17 protein-coding genes are annotated in these 18,225 nt (G+C 47.6%); 15 read left to right on the plus strand and 2 right to left on the minus strand.

Annotated elements, in window-relative coordinates:
* The first annotated feature begins 50 nt into the window (after positions 1 to 50).
* From CHH67_RS15805 to CHH67_RS15815, 3 genes are read left to right on the plus strand one after another with little or no spacing between them, the layout of a single operon-like run.
* Positions 51 to 629, plus strand: coding sequence for an RNA polymerase sigma factor (locus tag CHH67_RS15805; protein ID WP_095266163.1), 579 nt, complete (start codon positions 51 to 53; stop codon positions 627 to 629).
* Positions 580 to 1,896: a DUF4179 domain-containing protein gene (locus tag CHH67_RS15810; protein ID WP_095266164.1), complete on the plus strand. Its 1,317-nt coding sequence runs from the start codon at positions 580 to 582 to the stop codon at positions 1,894 to 1,896. Before CHH67_RS15805 ends, CHH67_RS15810 begins: the two co-directional genes overlap by 50 nt.
* 30 nt (positions 1,897 to 1,926) lie before the next feature.
* Positions 1,927 to 2,730: a nucleotidyltransferase family protein gene (locus CHH67_RS15815; protein WP_095266165.1), complete on the plus strand. Its 804-nt coding sequence runs from the start codon at positions 1,927 to 1,929 to the stop codon at positions 2,728 to 2,730.
* Between the two features lie 102 nt (positions 2,731 to 2,832).
* Here the strand turns inward: CHH67_RS15815 and CHH67_RS15820 are convergent, their stop codons facing one another.
* Both CHH67_RS15820 and CHH67_RS15825 read right to left on the minus strand, forming a co-directional pair.
* Positions 2,833 to 3,666, minus strand: coding sequence for an ABC transporter permease (locus CHH67_RS15820; protein ID WP_095266166.1), 834 nt, complete (start codon positions 3,664 to 3,666; stop codon positions 2,833 to 2,835).
* A 1-nt stretch (position 3,667) separates the two neighbouring features.
* Positions 3,668 to 4,621, minus strand: coding sequence for an ABC transporter ATP-binding protein (locus CHH67_RS15825; protein ID WP_095266167.1), 954 nt, complete (start codon positions 4,619 to 4,621; stop codon positions 3,668 to 3,670).
* 336 nt (positions 4,622 to 4,957) lie between these two features.
* On the opposite strand from CHH67_RS15825, the gene CHH67_RS15830 reads away from it, so the two are divergent.
* From CHH67_RS15830 to CHH67_RS15885, 12 genes are all read left to right on the plus strand, one after another.
* A complete protein-coding gene (locus tag CHH67_RS15830; protein ID WP_095266168.1) occupies positions 4,958 to 5,521 on the plus strand; it encodes a sigma-70 family RNA polymerase sigma factor in 564 nt (187 codons plus the stop codon).
* On the plus strand, positions 5,511 to 6,014 hold the full coding sequence (locus CHH67_RS15835) for a DUF3600 domain-containing protein (protein ID WP_095266169.1): 504 nt from the start codon (positions 5,511 to 5,513) through the stop codon (positions 6,012 to 6,014). The genes CHH67_RS15830 and CHH67_RS15835 overlap by 11 nt, the downstream gene beginning before the upstream one ends.
* A 346-nt stretch (positions 6,015 to 6,360) precedes the next feature.
* The gene (locus tag CHH67_RS15840) at positions 6,361 to 7,320 is read left to right on the plus strand and encodes an ATP-binding protein (protein WP_095266170.1); all 960 of its coding nucleotides are present in this window, start codon (positions 6,361 to 6,363) and stop codon (positions 7,318 to 7,320) included.
* Positions 7,321 to 7,342: 22 nt separating this feature from the next.
* Complete coding sequence (locus tag CHH67_RS15845) at positions 7,343 to 8,215, plus strand: tetratricopeptide repeat protein (RefSeq protein WP_095266171.1); 873 nt, start codon at positions 7,343 to 7,345, stop codon at positions 8,213 to 8,215.
* Positions 8,216 to 8,373: 158 nt separating this feature from the next.
* Positions 8,374 to 9,252 (plus strand): EamA family transporter RarD, encoded by an 879-nt coding sequence (gene rarD, locus CHH67_RS15850; RefSeq protein ID WP_095266172.1) that lies wholly within the window; start codon positions 8,374 to 8,376, stop codon positions 9,250 to 9,252.
* Positions 9,253 to 9,712: 460 nt separating this feature from the next.
* The gene (locus tag CHH67_RS15855; RefSeq protein ID WP_095266173.1) at positions 9,713 to 10,723 is read left to right on the plus strand and encodes an aminoglycoside phosphotransferase family protein; all 1,011 of its coding nucleotides are present in this window, start codon (positions 9,713 to 9,715) and stop codon (positions 10,721 to 10,723) included.
* A 316-nt stretch (positions 10,724 to 11,039) separates the two neighbouring features.
* Positions 11,040 to 12,188, plus strand: a complete 1,149-nt coding sequence (locus CHH67_RS15860) for a GntR family transcriptional regulator (RefSeq protein ID WP_095266174.1) — start codon at positions 11,040 to 11,042, stop codon at positions 12,186 to 12,188.
* 40 nt (positions 12,189 to 12,228) lie between these two features.
* The gene (locus CHH67_RS15865) at positions 12,229 to 13,047 is read left to right on the plus strand and encodes an MBL fold metallo-hydrolase (RefSeq protein WP_095266175.1); all 819 of its coding nucleotides are present in this window, start codon (positions 12,229 to 12,231) and stop codon (positions 13,045 to 13,047) included.
* A gap of 42 nt (positions 13,048 to 13,089) precedes the next feature.
* Positions 13,090 to 14,208, plus strand: coding sequence for an extracellular solute-binding protein (locus CHH67_RS15870; RefSeq protein ID WP_095266176.1), 1,119 nt, complete (start codon positions 13,090 to 13,092; stop codon positions 14,206 to 14,208).
* A gap of 87 nt (positions 14,209 to 14,295) precedes the next feature.
* Positions 14,296 to 15,324, plus strand: coding sequence for an ABC transporter ATP-binding protein (locus CHH67_RS15875; protein ID WP_095266177.1), 1,029 nt, complete (start codon positions 14,296 to 14,298; stop codon positions 15,322 to 15,324).
* Positions 15,321 to 17,030: an ABC transporter permease gene (locus tag CHH67_RS15880; RefSeq protein WP_095266178.1), complete on the plus strand. Its 1,710-nt coding sequence runs from the start codon at positions 15,321 to 15,323 to the stop codon at positions 17,028 to 17,030. The genes CHH67_RS15875 and CHH67_RS15880 overlap by 4 nt, the downstream gene beginning before the upstream one ends.
* Positions 17,031 to 17,373: 343 nt before the next feature.
* Positions 17,374 to 18,225 (plus strand): hypothetical protein (locus CHH67_RS15885; protein ID WP_144029271.1); only part of this gene is annotated, 852 nt, incomplete at its 3' end.

The following is an 18,225-nucleotide window of genomic DNA, read 5'->3' on the forward strand; positions in this document are numbered from 1 at the left end:
ATGAACTTTTAGAACCTCTGACATCTCTTATCTATGAAAGGAGGGGGATCATGAAAGTCAGCCGTCTTGTCAAGCAAGCCCAAAAAGGAAACAAGGAAGCTTTATTACAGCTCATTCTGGCTGATCAGGATGCATATTACCGTCTTGCATACTCCTATATGGGAAACGAGCATGATGCGATGGATGCCTTGGAAGATATGATTGTCACGATCTATGAAAAGATCGATCAATTGCATCATGGCGAAGCCTTCTACAGTTGGAGCAAAACCATTCTGGTCAACCGGTGCAAAACGCTACTGCGCAATAGAACGCGGTACCTGCCTATGCAAGGAGAAGAGGAAGCATCGCTTGCGGGAATGACGGACGATAATCCATTTCGCTATTCCGAGTCTGCCATGAACATGCAGGAATTGTTATCCCATCTGAATGCTAAGCAGCGGGAAGTGATCGAGCTCCGTTATATTCACGATCTGTCCTATCAGACGATCGCAGACATGACCGGTGCACCGCTTGGCACCATCAAATCAAGAATGACACAAGGGCTGAAGAAGCTCAAAGACTTGATTGGAGGTGATCGTTATGAGAACGATCGAGAAGAAATTACAAGCACACAAGCAGAGCTTTCTTAGTGTACAAGCCCCGCCAGAGCTTGAGGGCAGACTTCGGCATGCACTTGAGAATGTGCCGGTCAAACGGAGAAGAAGCAAAGCGCTGCCATGGGTTGCATCGGCAGCCGCAGCACTTATGCTGATTGCCTGCATATACCAGTATCCGGCCTTTGCTTATTACGGCGCGAAGCTGCTGGATCGAAACGCATTGACTTCGCTCAGCTTCTCAGAAGTGGAAGAACACGGGTATGGCCAGTCAGTGAATAAAAGTAAAACGTTTGATGACGGTACTGCCATTACCGTGAATGGAGTGATTGCGGATGATAATGCATTCATTATGTATTACTCCATTGATTTGCCTCAAGGCACCGTATTCGATCCCGATGATCGTTCATTTCGCTACAACGTGGATGCACTGCAAGGCTTTCTGACGGATTCCGATCCGAAAGAAGGGTCAGGCACCTTTAGCCCTGACGGATCGCAGTATAAGGGAATATATAAATTCGAGCCGGTTAGTCCATTCTCCAGAACATTAACAGCAACATTCAGCAGGTGGGAGGATTCGGGGAAACGGATAACCTATCCCATCTCCTTCCAATTTGAAGCGAATAAAGCGATGAAGAGCATTATTAAACAAAAACTGTCCATTTCGGTTCCAGTTGATCTGGGAACCGTTCATTTCGACTTCATAACGGCGTCGCCATCTTCAACGATCGTAAGAGGCTATTATGACCTGGAAATAGACGGCCATCCTAGGTTTACAGGCAAAACCAAGCTATTCGTCAATGGGACCGAAGTCAAGTCTTGGGGAATGAGGTCGATTCGTCACGCTGAAACAGAACTTCCAGGGTTTGAACTGGATTATGATGTGCTTCCAACCGATCAATTGGAGTCCCTTGAGCTTGTACTCACAAACTTCCAAGGTTATCAGCAAGTAGAGAAACCCATTTCGCTTGCTTCACCATCCGATCAGTCCATTCGTATAGGTGACGAAAAATTATGGATACGAAGCGTGACCGAGACCGATGGAGGCTATGACATCGTCATTGCCAGCAAACAATTTACAATCCTGGATAAGGACCAATTATCCATACAAGCCGGGGGGAGCATTGTGCCCGTATCGTCGATTTCCAATTCACGGCCCTGGGATCTGAACAATGGCAACATCCTATGGGAGCAGACCTATTCATTTAACACTACAGACAAGCCAGAGCAATTGCTGTTGCCTGGATTCTACTATATAAAAACTTATGACCATAAAGTATCCATCCCGGTCCATATCAAGTAAACTTACGGTGTATAGAGGGAGGGAGGCATTATGATGATTTTAAAAGCAGGATATGGTTTGGATCCGAGTGGATGTATTATAAGCGATGTCAGCATAAACAAAATAGACAGCAAGTATCAACATTGCATCGAAGAAGCTGTCGAGCGTCTCAAAAGTGTGTTCCAGGAGCAATTGCACAGTGTTTATGTATACGGCAGCGTAGCCAGAGGTGAAGCGGTTGAAGTTCAATCCGATTTAGATCTCATCGCTATGTTTTATGGCAAGCAGGATTCGATGAAATTGGCAGAACTAAAGCAACTGTCCGGAGACCTGTCCGAGCCGTATCGTTATCTTGTACGTGATGTAGGCATCGCTGCTGCATTTTACGATTATACAATGGATCCATCAAATTATTACGAGAATGCATTCCTTAGAGAACTCTGTGTTTGTGTGTACGGGGAGGATATAGGCAGACATTTTGGTCCGTATAAACTTACATCCGAGATTGCCATTTCCTTCAATGGCGATATTGGTCAATCCCTCGCGCGGACACTTACTAGGGTAGAAACGGCTTCTGTTGAAGAGCTCCAATCCATTACACAGGGCTTCGCTCGTAAACTGATTCGAACCTATTATTCCATGGTGATGGCGCGGTCTCAGATTTGGACGACAAGACTTCTGGAGCAATGTGAAGTATTTTTGCAGCACTTTCCGGACAAAGAACCGATCATTCGTACTCTGTTAAGTTGGATCGATGAACCGCCGGCAAGTCGTGAGGCTGTCGTTGAGCTGTTTAAGAACGAAGGGGAGTGGGCGAGGGTGAATTTTGAACGTGAAGCGAGTAAGGTCAATTGAATAAATGAGAAGCTGTCTTTTGCTCAAAAACCCTCCATGCCCCTATTAGAGGGCAGGAGGGGGAGAGTAATCATATACTCGCTTGAGGAAGAGAAGCTTATTTTACTTATCCACTCGCCAATCTACCTTTTTCAAAATCAATATGATGGAAATCAGTGAGAACAGCAATAGTGCAAATGTGTTCCAGGCGACAGAGCCGGACCAGCCCGAAATCAGCACCTCCCGCATGGCTGCGGCGGCATAAGTGGTCGGAAAGATATAAGCGGACCACTGCAGGATCGCGGGCAATTGATCCATATCTACCATGACTGGCGTCAGAAACGAGATGAACATCATCAACGCCTGGACCAGCATATTCGTCAATTGGTGGTTAGGCGACCAGAAGCCGATCAGGACGCCCGCACCGACAACGCTAAAGACGGTGAGCAGCAGTACAGGGACAAGCCCCCAGCTGTAATGGAATTGAATGCCGTAAGCAAGCTGACCGATCATCGCCAGGATAATAAAAGACGGCACGCTCATGATCAAACCGCGCAGCAGGTTGGCGAAGATGAAGTTAACTTTGGCAATCGGCAGGGACGAATAATAGGTGAAGTGGCCTTGATGCTTCTGCCAAGATATCTCCTGAGCCATCGAATTGAGTCCCATGACGATAAGGCCGAAGAGCATGTTCCCTGTAATAATGCGTGTCATGACGGCCGGCGTTGGATCGACGGTGAAAAATTTGAGAAATAGCAGGGTGGTTAGTGGAAACATGCATGCCATGATGAATATCCAAACCCATGCCTCGCGGATGATCGTAAATTGAATGCGGGCCAGAATCAGCCATTCGGTTATTCTGCGTTGGATTAAACTTTGCTGCTCGTGCCCTTGGAGAATAACAGCCTCCTGCAGCTGCGTATTCTGGCTTTGTATGGAGGGTTTCAGCTGTTCCATGTTAGACCACCTCCGCTTGATCTGGCTTATGCTGTTCGTCATCGATATGAAAATAGACATCTTCAAGATTCGGCGGTACCAAAGAATATTCCTGAATCGGTAGATGATGCTTGCTCAGAAATTCAATCGCATAGCTGGCGTCCTGCTTCTCGATCAGCGTTCGGATTCGATTTTCACCGATTTGGGTCCACTGTCCCAGGGCGCTTAAGCATTGGCTAACATGCTCGCTTTCGCCCAAGGATGTCGTAATCTCCAGCTTCATCCGCTGATCGACTCTTTGCTTTAAGACACTCACGTGATCGATGGCGAGCAGCCTGCCGTGATTGACTACAGCTACTTTATCTACAACCTGTTCAGCCTCCAGCACATTATGTGTCACCAAAATGACCGTTACCCCTTGGCGATTGCGTTCTTGAATCAGATCCCATACAAGCCTTCTCTTTTTCGGGTCCAGCTCATTGGTCGGTTCATCCAGGATCATGACAGGGGAGTAGCCGATCAAGCAGGTTCCAATCCCGATTAAACGCTTCTGTCCGCCCGACACATTCTTCAGCAGCTTGTGACGGAGATCCTGCATGCCAAAGCGCTCCAGCAATTCCTCGGTTTGTTTTCGGGCCGACTCCTTGGTCAGTCCCCGCAGCCTTCCTGTAAAATACAAGGCTTCCCAGGTTTTCAAACTGGTCAGGGCGTGAGGCTCCTGCGAGTAGTAGGCCACCTCCTGCGCAACTCGTTTGGTTTGTGTCTGTACACTTGCTCCTCTATAGCGTACCGTACCTGATGAGGGAGCAAGGTGGCCTACCATCTGTTTGATTAGCGTCGATTTCCCAGCTCCATTCGGACCGAGCAGACCGAGAATTTCCCCTTGCTGAATGTCCAAACTGATGTCCTGATTCGCAACAACTTTTCCTTTTTTGTACGTTTTATTCACATGCTCTAACTGATAGATCATCTCCATCGTTTCTTACTCCTTTCCATTCGTGTGATATGGCTTTGCTGCTGCATGACTGCTTCCGGAGAGTGTATGTATTCTTATTCGTTAATATCAAGATATCGTATGCTCCACTTCGGAGTGACGGGCGGCAGAACGGTTTTCGTCTCGGTCTCGGGACGGATAAGGTGTTTTCGGACAATAAGAACGCGACTCCGGGGTATCGCCAAGCGAGAAATTGCGTTCTAAGTTGCTATGTATGCGGTGTTTTTTGAAGTATAGTTATAAAAGTTTATCCATTTACTGAACCTTTTTCCCCGTGAGAGCGAATTAAGAGTTGTAACATGTTCAGGAGGGGCCCCCATGAATGATAAAGAGTTACTTCCATGGCTGGAAAAGGCGACGAACGGCGATGAGTCGGCCTTTGAGCTTGTCTATCAGGCAACGCACGAGGACGTCTATCGGACGGTTGCTTTTCTGGTCTATAACAAACAGGACATAGAGGATATTGTGAATGAAGTGTACATGCGCATGTGGCGGTCTTTTCACAACTACGATCCGAGCCGTCCTTTCCGGTTTTGGCTGCACGGGATCACGGTGCGTCTTGTCCAGGATTGGAAAAGAAAGGCCTGGCGGAGGATTCGCCTGTTTGAGCGCAATCGTCAGATGACTTGTGAAGAGTTCGTATGGACGGATAAAGCGGTGCTGCAGTCCGAAATGCAGCATGATTTGTTCAGTCTGGTTCGCCAGTTGTCGTACAAACTGCGTGTCGTTGTCATCCTGCGTTATTATCACGATTATGCGCTGGAGGAAATCGCAGACATGCTGCAGATCCCGGTTGGCACCGTGAAATCCAGACATCATCTGGCAATGAAAGAACTCCGGAAACGATTCGAAATGACGGGAGGAGATGCGTATGTCCATTGACAAGGAATTGCGGGAAGAGCTTCGCCAGGTGTCAGCGTCAATGAACTGCCCACCCGAGCTGTACGGACGAGTCCGGCAATCTTATCAACATTATGTGAACGAAAAGAGAGGTCGATTTTCCATGAAAAAACGCATACTTGCAGGTGTGATTGGAATGGCTATCCTGGTTCCGTCTGCTGTATTCGCTTCGCCTTATCTAGCCGATATGATCTTCGGTTCTGTTGAAACCATTGAACAGTACGGAGGGACTCAGGAAGAATATCAAGAGATTGAGGCCATGCTTCAAGTGGCCAAGGGCAAGCTTACGGAAGAGGAATTCCAGGAGTATACGGAGCTGACCAAGCAGTTGATGCAGTTAAGGCTGAAGATTACCAATGAATATGGGGTCAGTGATGTAAAGAAGCTGACTCCCGAAGAACAACAGCAGTGGGATGAGCTCGGCGCGAAGCTTACACCGTACTTTGAGAAGATTACCGGTAGCACCGAGCCGTAAGACACAATCTAGCAGGGACCCGTCCGATGTGGATGAGGTCCCTTCATGTTGTCCTATCGTGACAGATCCCCTAGTGAGTTTTGAGGACGCGCAGCTGGAGCAAGCCATCAAGCAGATTTTGAATAAGGACGATGATACGCCGGTCAACATATCGGTATGAACGGAAGCCCTCAGCATATTGCTGGGGGTTTTTATGTGGAAATACGTATATGTGAAAAGATGTGTAGGTAAATCGATATACAAGTGACATGCTTCGTCATATTTTCAGCCTCTTTTCTGTTATAGTGGCTCCCTAATTTATGGGAATATGATATTCTTAAGAAAACGCTGCAGAGGAGAGAACAGAATGTCGGACCATGATGAACTGGCGAAATATCGGCGGAAAAATCTAAAGCTCATTCATTTCAGTAAAGACGATCAATCGTTTGTTGAATCCGAGAAACCCATGGAAACGTTTGCCGATGTCGGGGGCCTGGAAGAGGTCAAGAAAAAGATCAGAATGAACTTCATATTGCCGCTGCAACAGCCGGAGATCTTTGCCGCCTACGGCAAACAAGCCGGAGGGAGCCTGCTATTGTTCGGGCCGCCGGGATGCGGCAAAACTTTTTTGGCACGTGCGGTGGCAGGCGAGATCGATGCTCATTTTTTTCATGTTGAGCTTCAGTCCATTCTTTCCATGTACACCGGACAGAGCGAGCATAATTTGCACGATATATTCGAGAAAGCCCGAGAAAACAAGCCGTGCGTGATTTTCATAGATGAAATTGATGCCCTCGGAGGCAGCCGTCATCAAATGCGTCAGCATCATGACCGCATGCTGGTAAACCAGTTGTTGCTGGAGCTGGACGGACTGCAGGCGGAGAATGAGAATGTGTTTGTCATCGGAGCCACCAACACGCCTTGGTACCTTGATTCCGCGTTGAGACGTCCCGGACGGTTTAACCATCTTGTTTTTGTGCCGCCGCCTGATGAGGCAGAGCGTCAAACGATTCTGGAACTTAAGCTGTCAGGCAAGCCGCTCGGTTCGCTGAACCTAACTAAAATTGCCGCCGAGACGAAGTTTTTCTCCGGAGCCGATTTAGAGCAGCTCGTTCATGATGCTGTAGATGCCGCGATGGAGCGAACCTTTGAGAAAGGGGAAATTCAGCCCATTACGCAGGATGATTTAAAGCGGTCGGTAAAAGGCCGGAAGGCAACCACACTCGACTGGTTTGCAACCGCCAAAAACTATGCGACCTTCAGTGATGTCAATCAGGATTATCAAATCGTGTTGGAATACATAAAGAAGCATGGTGTCAAATCATAATTCGACCAGGAGGATTGAGCATTTGGAAACCATACAGGATTATTCCGCTTATGCCAAAGTGCAACAGCTTATCGAATGGAGGCGGTATAAGGAAGCGTTAAAGGAAGCCCAGCAGCTCATAAAACAGGAACCGGAGGACCCGGATGTTTTTGCGTTGATCGCAAATATCTATCTTCTGATGGATGAAAATGATAAGGCACTCCATTGGTCCAATGAGGCGCTCCGCCGGGAGCCGGAGCAGAGGCTGGCCTGGTATGTGCGGGTCTGCGTGTACTATGCCGCCGATAAGGACCGGGCTTTCGATGAAGCGGTGCAGGAAGCGCTCCGAATCGATCCCTATGAGTCTCATTACTATTATTTGCAAGCGAATATGTTTAACAAGAAAGGGAAGCTCAAGCAAGCGAAAGCCGCGCTATTACAGGCGCTTGAAATCCATCCGGAAGCGCCGTTATATTTGGCCGTGTTAAGTTATACGGAAGCGCTGCTCATTCACTTTGAGGAATCTGTAAGGCTCGAAAGAATCGCCCTCGAGCATAATATGGAGTCGTCCGAAGTATATTTTTTTCTCGGCCTGGCATCTGGCCACCGGGGGGATTACAAGTTAAAAGAGACGTATATGCGAAATGCCGTTCGCTTAGAGCCTGACAACAAACAGTACCAGGAAGAGTTTCTAGATGCGCTTCAGCATAATGAGCTGTTATTCAAAATCATTCTATGGCCAGTCAAGTTTCTACGCAAATTGAAGCATTGGCAAGTTCTGATCGCCTGGATTGTCGCTATGCTCTTCTTAAGGCCGCTGCTTATCCTGTTCATTGTGCTGTACGTACTCTCCTATTGGGTGACCAAAGCGACGGTACACGTGAAAGTTTTTGGCTGGGGACGCAGAAGGGTGTGAGTTCTTCCCTCCCCTATAAACGCATTCCTGCCGGAAACCCCGGAGGCTAAGATACGAGCTATCAAGCCCCCGGGGTTTCATATATCTACTTTACTTCCCCGGGGGTTCAGGCGTATAATCCGTTCAGATACAGGAGAGAGAGAAGAGGGAACATATTGATGAACAATGGGTTAGTCAACGCAATTATTGCGTATATCATGTGGGGGGTTCTCCCGCTTTATTGGAAGTTGTTTGACGATGTGCCGGCTGGCGAGATTCTGTCGCACCGGGTTGTCTGGTCGTTTGTTTTCATGGGGATTCTCGTTGCCGTTCAGCGCCGCTGGGGGGATATGAAGCGGGTGGCGGCTAGCCGCTCGCTCATCCTATCGCTCACCGCCAGCGGACTGCTGATCGCCTTGAATTGGCTTATCTTCATCTGGGCCGTCAACAACGGCCATGTTGTCGAGACCAGCCTCGGCTATTATTTGAACCCGCTGCTGAACGTGCTGCTGGCGGTCGTCTTCCTTCGGGAGAAGCCTAACCGGGGCCAGTGGCTCGCGATTGCCATCGCAGGCGCTGCGGTGCTCGTCATCGCCATCGATTACGGGCGGTTCCCATGGGTTGCGCTCTCGCTCGCCGTATCGTTCGGCTTGTACGGCCTTGCGAAGAAGAAGATCGCCCAAGACGCCTCGGTGGGCTTATTGTCGGAGACAGCTGTCGTCCTGCCCATCGCACTCGGCTACTGGATCTATTTGGCCGCTGCCGGAAAGACAACGGCGTGGACGCTGCCTGCGCCGATGTTTATTGAACTGCTCCTTTCCGGCGTGGTAACGGCGCTGCCGCTGCTCTTCTTTGCACGGGCGGCCGCCCGGATGACACTGTCCACGCTCGGCTTTGTACAGTACATCGGGCCGACCATCATGCTGTTACTGAGCATATTTGTGTTCAAGGAGTCGGTGTCGCCGGTTCTGCTCATCGGATTCGCGCTCATCTGGACAGCGCTCGTGGTATACACTACCGCATCAATTCGCAGCGCAAAACTGGCGAGGGCGAGCTGAAGCCCTCGCCTTTTCGCGCCCAAATAGCTCAGAGAAGGGCGAGAAGCTAGTTGTGATGTTCTAGACAGGCAGCCGTCGAATGTGATCGGTTGCCTTTTTTAAGTAATGACTGAATCGTTCAATAAATGGCAAGATAACCAATGTTTCACGAACGAAGAACATGTCCCATGCAAAAGTCGTTTGCTTGGCGGCTTTATAGTTTGTCGGTAGAAGGTCATGTCCCGAGCCAAGGACAAAGGGAAGGTCTGATTACCGCTCCATTCGCGATTTCATCAAGCTCGGGCAGGAAGAGGTAGTAATTGATTAAATCTATAGTCAACCTTTCTTTGATGTCTTCTTTTCAAATATGATGTTTATATAGGATTGTGATTTTATGTCAGTGAATCCAAGTATTATATAAACCACAGGTCCACAAGGATACGCGAGAAATTGTATCTATTGGATATTGGAGGACATCACAATGAGCGTGATAAAGAACGAAACGTTAACACAGGTCCTAAGCAAAATGCTCGGAACAAAAATAATCTGCGCCGACTTCCAAACCAAACCATTACATGGTGGTACAGTGGGTAATGTAGAACTCGTAACGGGTAATGCAGAAACCACTGACGGCAGGAAACTCCCCTATAAAATGGTTTTAAAGACACAGAAGAAATGGGAACGCTACAGCGATCCTGATTCGTGGCGCAGGGAATACGATTTGTATAGATCCCATTTCGACGCTCTATTTTCCGAATCTTTCCGCTGGCCGCAATGTTATCACGCCGAGACGAGCGAAGAAGAAAACGAAACGAAGATATGGATGGAATATATCGACGGCATATCGGGTGTAGATTTGACCGGCGACATGTATGAACACGCAGCTGAGGAACTAGGAAGGTTCCAAGGCAAGTTATATGCAGAACAGCCAGCTCTGTTACAGGACCTGACCAACCTAAGCAACGTGGATTATATGAAGAACTTCTATCTTCATTATCGGTCATGGGATAGCGTGTACGGTTATATACGCTCTGACGATTGTGAAATCCCGAAACTTATATGTGACATGCTCATCGGCATTGATGAACGCGCTGACGAAATATTGAGCCGGATTGAAAAGCTGCCCATCGTGCTCTGCCACAGGGATTTTTGGGTGGCAAACATATTCTACTCCGAAGGTAAAATCATACTCCTCGACTGGGATACCAGTGGATGGGGCTATTTAGGTGAAGATATGGCAAGTCTTATCGCAGACGAAGCCGATGTTGAACATATGGTTGCATACTACCGTCGATGTATCCCGGCGTACTACAAGGGCTTCTCGGAATATGCGGACATTTCACACATCACGGATAACTGCGTTTATGAGATGATTCTACTTATGTTTGGATACAGGCTTGTAGAATGGTATATGAACGCAGAGTCAGATGATGAACGAGCGCTGCACATCCATACCCTGCATAACATCTATGAGATCGGTACCGAACATTGATTGGCCATTCTCAAAAAAATTATCCTGCATCGATAAATTGAAGCTCTATTAAACCAACCTGCCTAACCGGCAGGTTTTTTTTCGTTGATCAGAGAAATGGCAATCGTTCGCATAGTGAGCATTGATCGCAAGCATTCGCATTAAATTTCATATATCACTGATATGTATTTTGTGATTATAGAACTCAAAAACTCGATTTAACTTAGATTTTACAAGACTTTTACATAGATATCATTGAATATGTCAGTGACATTCTTTATGTTCAAATTAGATCCCTTGCGGATTCGAGTCGACTCAACGATTAGAGGGATATTTGATGAAAGATATTCGTTTGACCAAACAGAACCAACTCTATCACCGGGTGGCCGATGAGGTCATCGAGATTATTCAAAGCCGCAGGCTGCGTCCGCATGATCCGGTGCCATCGGAAGGCGAGCTTGCCAAGCTGTTCGGCGTGAGCCGAATGACAAGTAAGTTAGCGCTGCAAAAGCTGGCCGAGGAGGGACTGGTGTACCGTTTGCCCCGAAGAGGAACATTCCTTGCTGAACCGCAAGACGGAAGGGCGCAAGGAGGATTTTCTTCCCAGGATACCGCGGTGCTTCCGGCCGCCGAGAAGCGGTTCGGGCAGATCGCGCTCATCATGCCTCACCTGTCCGATTACACGTCCAGAATCATCGCCGCCACCGAGGCTGAAGTGCGAAAGCACGGCTGCGACCTCATTCTAAAAATGACGAAGGATTGCGACGATGAGGATCATTGTCTGGAAAGGCTGGCCGAAGGAGGAATCACTGGCATTATCCTATTTCCCCAAGGGCGAAAGACCTGCAGCGATCAAGTATTACGGTTAAAGCTGCAAAAACTGCCGCTTGTCATCATCGATCGCATTTTCCATGAAGTGGAGATCGATTGCGTATATCACGATCATTATATGGGCTCTTACCAAATGACCAAGTATTTGATCGAGAAGGGGCACCGCGAAATCGGATATACTTCGAACGCGATCGATCATATCACAAGTAGGAGGGAGCGGTATCAAGGTTATATTCAAGCGCTTCTCGACCATCAAATTCCGGTACAATACCAGAACATTCATTTTCGAACCGTCGCTTGCGATACCAGACGCATTAATGAGCGCGATTCGGAACAAGAGCGGTTTATTCAGGACAACCCCCGGATGACGGCCATCATGTGCGGGGATGACCATGTCGCGATCTCGACAATTCACACCGCATTGCAAATGGGGATTCCGGTTCCTGAAAAGCTGTCCATCGTCGGGTTCTCCGATATCCAGTTAGCGGCATATATTCCGACCCCGCTCACGACGGTAAGGCAGGATACCGAGAAGCTTGCCCGATCGGCCGTGGATTTGCTGATGAAGCGCGTCGGCAACTCCAACGAGAATCCAATCACCATTAAAATTCAAACATCGATTGTAGAACGACAATCCGTCCTGTTCAGGACGTAGAATGGATTGCTACAGTTTGCATGACAAGGAGAAATGACTTTTGAAGATTCACTTTCTAGGAACCGCAGCTGCAGAAGGCTTTCCCAATGCATTTTGCCGCTGCGAGCATTGCAGCAAAGCGCGGGAGCTTGGAGGCAAAAATATACGCACGCGAACTTCCGCCATCATTGACGATGTCATCAAGTTTGACTATTCCCCGGACTCCTATATGCAGGCGCTGCGGGACAACATTGATCTGGGGGCCATCGAGCACCTGCTCGTCACCCATACGCATTCGGACCATTACAATGCTGCGGATCTGGAATGCCGCAGGGAAGGGATTGCGCATGGCCTCGAGCTTCCGATGCACATTTACGGCAATGACGCCGTGATGCACCACACGCGTGCCGCCATCGGCCGATTCGAAGGACAAAGGTATGCATTCCATCTGGTGCGCCCGTTTGAGACGTTCGCTATGGGCAATGCAAGGGTAACGCCATTGTTGGCAGATCATGACCGCATGGAGACCTGCCTGTTGTACGTGATTGAAAAGGAAGGAAAAACACTGCTGTACGGACATGATTCAGGTTGGTTTCCGGATGCGACGTGGGCGTGGCTAAAGGGTAAAAATCTGGATTGCGCCATCCTCGACTGCACCCACGGATACACGGGGAATTCCCGCGACCGCAATCATATGTGTGTGGAAACAGTGCTGGAGGCGCAGCGCGAGTTCCATAAAGAAAACATTCTGAAGCCTGAAGGACAAATCGTCGTCACCCACTTTAGTCATAATTCCAAGCTGCTTCACGAGGATTTTGTCCGCATCTTCGATCCCGTCGGTATTGTGCCAGCTTATGACGGGTTGATCTTAAACATTTAAATTCAAACAAAAGGAATCGATCAAAGGAGTGTTAAAAGAATCATGAGAAAACTATCCATGGCGTTACTCCTCATTATGTGTGTGATTGTATCGGCTTGCGGAGGCGGCAACAATGCCAGCAGTACTAACGGAGGCCCTTCGGAGTCCGGAGCGCCGGCAGGAACACCGGCTGCGTCGGATTCTTCAACTACCGAACCGGTCAAGAATGAGAAGCTGATCGTGTACACGAATGCGAACTCTGACGGCCGCGGCGAATGGCTGATCGAGAAAGCGAAAGGCGCGGGCTTTGATATCGAAATCGTCGGCGCGGGCGGCGCTGACTTGACGAACCGGTTGATTGCCGAGAAGAACAATCCGATCGCGGACGTTGTATACGGCCTGAACAACATGCTTTATGAGAATTTGAAGAAGGAAGACGTTCTGGCGAAGTTTGTTCCAAGCTGGGCCGGAGATGTTGAACAAGGGTTGAACGATCCGGAAGGCTACTATCATGGTCTTGTGAAGCAAGCGATTCTGCTTGGATATAATCCGAACGAATTCACGGCCGACACTGCACCAAAGGACTGGACGGACCTTTATAAGAACAATGCGTATAAAGGGAAGTATGAAGCTCCTACGCTGCTAGGACAAAATACGCCTCGCCTTGTCGTTGCGGGCATTCTGACAAGATTCCAAGATCCGAATGGTGACCTCGGCATATCCGATGAAGGCTGGAATGAAATTCAGCAATTGTATGACAATGGCGTTGGCGCGGTCGAAGGCGAAGACTTCTATGCCAATTTGGCCAGCGGCAAAACACCACTAGGAGCCCTTGTCTCCGGAACCCTGCAGCAGAAGGAAGAGCAATATAACGTGAAAGCAGGGATTGTCAGTCCGGAAATCGGCGTACCGATGGTAGTAGAACATGCAGCAATTATAAACGGAACGAAGAAGCAGGCAACGGCGGAGCGGTTCGTGGAATGGCTCGGATCGAGCGAAGTTCAAGGAGATTTTGCGGCGGAGTTCAATGCCATGCCTGCCAATACGAAAGCGGTCGAGCAAGCCAACGAGTCGGTCAAGGAGCTGTATAATTCCTTAAAACCACAAGATTTCGATTGGGCCTTTATTGCGGATAACATGGATCTGTGGGCAGAGAAGATTGAGCTCGAGATTATGCCATAAATCACGGAATGGAGTCAAACCGGCTGCATATTGGTGTTCTCCATATGCAGCCGTTCATTCAAGTACAACATAAAGGAAGCGAATAAGATGATTACATTCCAGAACGTTGACATAAAATTCGGAGAATTTCATGCGGTTAAAAACCTTAATTTGCATATTCGGGAAGGGGAATTCTTCACATTCCTCGGGCCCTCGGGTTGTGGGAAGACGACGACCCTCCGCAGTCTGGTCGGGTTTATTATGCCTACAAGCGGACAGATCCTGCTGAAAGACGCCGACATTACCCGGTTGCCGATCGAAAAACGAGAGATCGGGATGGTATTTCAAAGCTATGCGCTGTTTCCCACGATGAATGTGTATGAGAACATCGCCTTCGGCTTGCGTGTCAAGAAGTTCTCTAAGGCGGAAGTGGACCAGAAAGTAAAGGACATTGCCCGGAAAGTGGATTTAAAAGATGAGCAGCTGTTCAAAAAAGTATCGGAGCTATCCGGTGGCCAGCAACAACGTGTGGCGATAGCCCGGGCGCTCGTATTGCAGCCGAGCATCTTGGTGCTGGACGAGCCTTTATCCAACCTGGACGCGAAGCTGCGGGTACAGCTTCGGAACGAGCTGAAACAACTGCAGAAGAAGTTCGGGATCACAACGATTTATGTCACACACGACCAGGAAGAAGCGTTAACACTGTCCGATCGGATTGGTGTATTCAATCATGGGGTCTTGGAGCAGGTCGGTACGCCCCTGGAGGTTTACAATCAATCCCAAACGGAGTTTGTATGCAATTTCATAGGAGATATTAACCGGATCGATCCGGGGATGATCGAGAATAGCCCGCTTAAAGATGTTGTTCAGCCGGGCAATATCGCCTATATCCGCAATGAGAAGGTAAGCCTGCTGCCCCTGCAGGGTATCGATACGGTCCAACTGAAAGGCAAGATCGCGGACCGGGAATTTTACGGTTTATACAGCAAGTATGTATTGGAGATTAAAGGCGGCGGGCAACTAAAGACGATCGAAAAAGAAAGCCGGTTATTTCATCACGAGGTCGGCGACGATGTGGACATCTACCTCCCGGTCTGCGATATTTTGCAATATCCGATGAAGGAGGGGGGAGCATGAAGACCCGGAACCTGAGCACCCGGCTGGCTTCCATCAACCCTGTCTCGATCCTGTTATACGGACTGATTGTCTGGTTTGTTATTGCCTTTCTGATTTATCCGAACTTGAATATTTACGGCGAGATTTTCTTTAAGGATGGCCAATTCACACTGGAGGCGGCAGAGAAGCTGCTCTCGTCCGAACGCGCGATGCGAAGCTTGTATAACAGCTTTATTCTCGCATTTTCCCTCATCATTACGGTAAATGTGGTGGGCATTACACTGGTACTCATTTCGGAATACTTCGAAATCAAAGGCGCGAAGATCTTGCGATTGGGTTACTTTACGACCTTGATTTACAGCGGAGTCGTGCTCGTGTCCGGCTATAAATTCGTCTATGGCGAAGAGGGCTTTATGACCAAGCTCCTGGTGTACTTGTTCCCTTCATTTGATGCAACTTGGTTTCATGGTTACTGGGCGGTGCTATTCGTCATGACGTTTGCCTGCACATCCAATCACTTTCTATTCTTGAGCAATGCGATTCGCAAAATTGACTTCCAAACGGTGGAGGCCGCAAGAAATATGGGGGCGTCTACTTGGTATATCCTAAGGCGGGTTGTACTTCCGGTGCTGAAGCCTACAATCTATGCACTGACGATCCTGACCTTTCTTACTGGCCTGGCTGCAACGTCTGCGCCGCTGATCCTCGGGGGCAAGGAATTCCAGACGATTACGCCGATGATTCTGACGTTCTCGAGAAGCATGACGTCCAGGGACTTGGCTGCGCTATTGGCACTTATTCTTGGAGTGGCCACGCTGGTGTTGTTGACCATAATGATCCGGTTCGAACGCAAGGGCAACTTCATGTCGGTCTCCAAGGTCAAATCGGAGCTGGTCAAACAAAAAATCCGGAGCAAATTCGGCAACATCGCCGCTCATATTCTGGCTTACGGCCTGTTTGTTCTATATATCGTTCCGGTTGTGCTGATCATCATCTTTTCGTTCACCGATGCGGCTAGTATCTCTACCGCTACGTTGAATCTGAACAGCTTTACCTTGAATAATTACATTCAAGTGTTTTCATCCATGTCGGCCTTCAAGCCTTATCTGGTAAGTATTCTATATGCCGCAGCAGCCTCCGTGATTGTCGTCGCATTGGCGCTGGCCGCGTCCAGAATATTGCATAGATATAAGAACAAGTGGGCGCTTGCCTTGGAATATGCAATGCTGATTCCGTGGATTCTGCCTTCGACGCTGATTGCGGTCGGACTGATCGTCACCTTTAACACGCCGAAGCTGATTATCGGGAATACGGTGCTGGTTGGCACCGTCTGGATGCTCTTGATTGCGTATGTCATCATTCATATTCCTTTCACTCTGCGAATGGTCAAGGCCTCCTTCTTCAGCCTGGACAGCAATCTGGAGGACGCTGCAAGGAATTTGGGCGCCAAACCGTTCTATACGTTCAGAAAAGTATTGCTGCCGATCATTCTACCGTCGACCTTAGCGGTTCTCGCACTGAATTTCAACGGAATTTTGGCTGATTATGACGTTACCGTGTTCCTCTATCATCCGGTGTACCAGCCGTTAGGCGTCGTCATCAAGAACAGCACGGATGCGCAGGCGCTCGCGGATACCAAAGCGTTGACCTTGGTTTATTCGGTGATCTTGATGATTATGTCGTCCGTGACGTTATATTTTGTTTATGGAAGAAACAGCAGATCTTGAGGAATTTAAAAAAAAATCATCGAGGGATAAAACCCCGGACTCGTTAAAGTCGCTATATTAGCGGCTTTTTGGTTTTATAACGCTGCTACGTCGAACTGCTCCTGGTAACAGCGTGTTCGGATGCTTTTGTTTAACTAATGGGCAGTTTGCGGAATTGTGTTGTTGGAAAGTTTCGATACATGTCGAGGAGCAAGAATTTGTCCAATTGCCGATTAGCTTAGTATTAGTTAACGGGCAGGATAATTCAATAATTTCGCGAATACTCTTATGAAAAGATTAATTTGCAAAGTTCGTAGATATGGAGTTATCGGAAATCCTCAGGTGTAATTGATAGGAGGGAGCTATGAAAGATCTACTGGAGCTATTAAAGAATATCAATAAAAGGATATATTTGTTGTCACTTGCTTTTGTGGTGGTCATTAACTTAGGGGTGTTAAAGGGATTTGATACTCAAAAGGAGAGGTTACTTACAAGTGGAATGAAAGTGCTTTATAGCTCGTGGAGTTTGTTACTTATTATAATTGTGTTAGTGAGCATCTTAAAGTTGCTGCGAGTTAGTGACCGGAAGTCACGTGAAAGAATAAAAGAGCATTTATATTCTCCCTTCGATTATGAAACAGAAGGGGATTTTGTAAATGTTAGTGTTCATAGATACTATAAGGATGAAATTAAAAAAGGGATATTGGAAATAATAGAAGTTAAATTAAATAATATTTCAAACGAAGATATCGAGCTGATACGTGGTTTCGTTTATTTCTATAAAGACAAGACAAGGATTAAGACTATAAACATTGAGCTCTACAATCTTCGTGGTGGGTTTAGTGAGAGAATATTACAAAGCGACAACAATGATAAAAGTCATTTGTTGGACTGGGATTCTTTTGAACTATTTGTTTCAGAGTTAACAACAAAACAAAATCAAATCCAAAACACATATTTTAGAAGCAAGCTTTACATAAAAACGCACTACTATATTTTAAACTATGAGCAATTTGTTGATTACAAATTCCTCGGTATTCGTCTGAATTACAATTTGGCTTGGATAAAGAGGGTTCTTAATACACAAGTAGTACCAAGAATCACTTTCTTTTATAAAAGAAAAATATATTATGTCGGCAAGTCTCCGCCTCTCATTAAGGAACTGATTTCTTTGATACAGAGATTCATTGCTTTCACTATAATATATATTTTATTG

This window comes from Paenibacillus campinasensis (assembly GCF_002272015.1).
Lineage (GTDB): Bacteria > Bacillota > Bacilli > Paenibacillales > Paenibacillaceae > Paenibacillus_AQ > Paenibacillus_AQ campinasensis.

What these genes read in the sequence shown, in the direction of transcription:
- CHH67_RS15805 (WP_095266163.1), top strand. Translation starts at nt 51, where the DNA reads ATGAAAGTCAGCCGTCTTGTCAAGCAAGCCCAAAAAGGAAACAAGGAA.
- CHH67_RS15810 (WP_095266164.1), top strand. Translation starts at nt 580, where the DNA reads ATGAGAACGATCGAGAAGAAATTACAAGCACACAAGCAGAGCTTTCTT.
- CHH67_RS15815 (WP_095266165.1), top strand. Translation starts at nt 1,927, where the DNA reads ATGATGATTTTAAAAGCAGGATATGGTTTGGATCCGAGTGGATGTATT.
- CHH67_RS15820 (WP_095266166.1), bottom strand. Translation starts at nt 3,666, where the DNA reads ATGGAACAGCTGAAACCCTCCATACAAAGCCAGAATACGCAGCTGCAG.
- CHH67_RS15825 (WP_095266167.1), bottom strand. Translation starts at nt 4,621, where the DNA reads ATGGAGATGATCTATCAGTTAGAGCATGTGAATAAAACGTACAAAAAA.
- CHH67_RS15830 (WP_095266168.1), top strand. Translation starts at nt 4,958, where the DNA reads ATGAATGATAAAGAGTTACTTCCATGGCTGGAAAAGGCGACGAACGGC.
- CHH67_RS15835 (WP_095266169.1), top strand. Translation starts at nt 5,511, where the DNA reads ATGTCCATTGACAAGGAATTGCGGGAAGAGCTTCGCCAGGTGTCAGCG.
- CHH67_RS15840 (WP_095266170.1), top strand. Translation starts at nt 6,361, where the DNA reads ATGTCGGACCATGATGAACTGGCGAAATATCGGCGGAAAAATCTAAAG.
- rarD (WP_095266172.1), top strand. Translation starts at nt 8,374, where the DNA reads ATGAACAATGGGTTAGTCAACGCAATTATTGCGTATATCATGTGGGGG.
- CHH67_RS15855 (WP_095266173.1), top strand. Translation starts at nt 9,713, where the DNA reads ATGAGCGTGATAAAGAACGAAACGTTAACACAGGTCCTAAGCAAAATG.
- CHH67_RS15860 (WP_095266174.1), top strand. Translation starts at nt 11,040, where the DNA reads ATGAAAGATATTCGTTTGACCAAACAGAACCAACTCTATCACCGGGTG.
- CHH67_RS15870 (WP_095266176.1), top strand. Translation starts at nt 13,090, where the DNA reads ATGAGAAAACTATCCATGGCGTTACTCCTCATTATGTGTGTGATTGTA.
- CHH67_RS15875 (WP_095266177.1), top strand. Translation starts at nt 14,296, where the DNA reads ATGATTACATTCCAGAACGTTGACATAAAATTCGGAGAATTTCATGCG.
- CHH67_RS15880 (WP_095266178.1), top strand. Translation starts at nt 15,321, where the DNA reads ATGAAGACCCGGAACCTGAGCACCCGGCTGGCTTCCATCAACCCTGTC.